The sequence below is a fragment of the Candidatus Jordarchaeum sp. genome (genome assembly GCF_052745115.1).
Genome location: NZ_JBRAKS010000278.1, coordinates 3,408 through 5,254 on the forward strand (window position 1 = coordinate 3,408; position 1,847 = coordinate 5,254).

Genomic DNA, 1,847 nt, shown 5'->3' on the forward strand with positions numbered 1-1,847 from the left:
TCGTGGGGATTGGGCGCATAAGCATTTCTTATTTCCTCCTCTTTCAACTTCCAAAGAAGCTTAAGACCAGTCTTTAAGGTACTTTCGTGTTTATATACTCCACAGAAATCTTGCATTACCCTCGAAATGCCTGCATTCAACTCCTTCCATCTTATCCCAGCTCTCCTTTTTATAAAACTGTAAATCTCAGCTTTGCGGGATTTCACTTGATCCCATACCTGATCGCAATTTATTCTGTCATATACCGCTGATCGTGCATATCGGGCTGCCTTTCTCCCTGCGTATCTGCCGCTTGTTGCAGCACCAGCGTGATCCCCATGTCCAAATATTATGCTTCCTGCTGCATAAAGACCTTCGAGATTGGTCTTAAGGTCCCAATCTACTACCAATCCCCCTCCTCGGCCCACCCTTCGCCACTGAGGTGCCCCTACTGAATACCACCATACAGGTGGCTGTCTGTACCCCTCGGGAGGCAACACAGGAACCTGAAGTAGGTGCTTCTCTGGGTTAAATCCAGCTTCGGTATAAACCTTGCGGAGAATAAATGTTCTTCCCTCATTACCCACCATCAATCCAAATAAGGCCTTCTGTTCCTGTTCTGGCATACTTGGCAGATCAGCATAAAACGGCAACACGTATTTACCATTTTTCACATGCTCAGGGAGATTCGGGTCAAGGAGTGGTGGACAGACTTCATACAACTCTCTCGGATCTCCTATTGATCCCCCATCTATAAAGAACTTCTGGCCGTTTGTGGGAAGGAATCTCTGGCTATATATTATTTCTCTTCCATCTCTGTCAAACCACCTCACCTCCTTACCTTCTACATCAATTATCGAACATCCGTGCCAGGTATTATGAGCGTTTCCCACCCCGTAAGGGATATACCCTAAGTTGCCATCAGTAGGAATGGTCTTCTCCATAAGTGTTAGAGCTGCGCCAGCTTCCCACGCTATAGCTAACCCGTCACCCGAACAGTTAGGGTCGTGGAAATTTTTGCCGAAAGCATGGGGTTCAGGGAAATCCCAAAGTCTTTCTGCTTCCGGAATAGCAATTACAGTTGCACGTGAAAGGAAGATGAAAAACTCACCTGTTCTTATATTTATGCCGGTAGCTCCTATTACCTTCTTCCCCCTTTTTCCACTCTCGGTGAGCAAGCCAGTAGTCATAACCCTATCATATATTTCTACCCCCAATCGCTTAAGCTCATAAAAGAGGGAAGGCTTCATATTATTTCCCCATACTCGTATGGTATGCCTGTTCTTATAATCATATGCAAATAGAAGTTTGGTATGATCGTCCCTGAATTCAGCACCCTTAAACTCATCCCTTTCATCTCTGATCCTTACCCCCATTTTTTCTACATCGAGAAGGGTTTCATATCCCTCAACGCACTGAATATATCTTTTGATCCCACATTCGTATCCATATAGGCTCTTAACCACGGCCTCAGTCATTTCTTCCGGGGCGATCTTGCAGCATGGATTTGCACAAGCGGCCTGCCAATGGTCAACACCTGCACCTCCGTTACCACTCCATTTAGTAGCTCCTTTTTCAACTATCACAACTTTCACACCTTCCCTAATAGCACTGATTGCAGCGTGACATCCAGCTATTCCACCTCCCAAGATTAGGACATCCGTTTCGATTTTGTTTTCCTTTTCATATTTCACCTCGTATGGCCAATTCTTTGCTTGGAATTCCTCCATTCCTGCCTCCTTCTTTGTAATAGTTTAGTTTTTCCAAAATTCTTAGTGATTAGTATACCACCCCCCAAATTGTCAAGAGTTTTTTTCAATTTGGAAGCATCTCCAATTACGTGATGGGAGGTAAAAAGTGTAGTGCGA

General features: G+C 44.7%; 1 protein-coding gene. It reads right to left on the minus strand.

Annotation, left to right across the window (positions count from 1 at the left end):
* Positions 1–1,709: FAD-dependent oxidoreductase (locus ACUVXA_RS15880; RefSeq protein WP_445872261.1), on the minus strand; the 1,709-nt coding region annotated here is incomplete at its 3' end.
* Positions 1,710–1,847 lie beyond the last annotated feature (138 nt).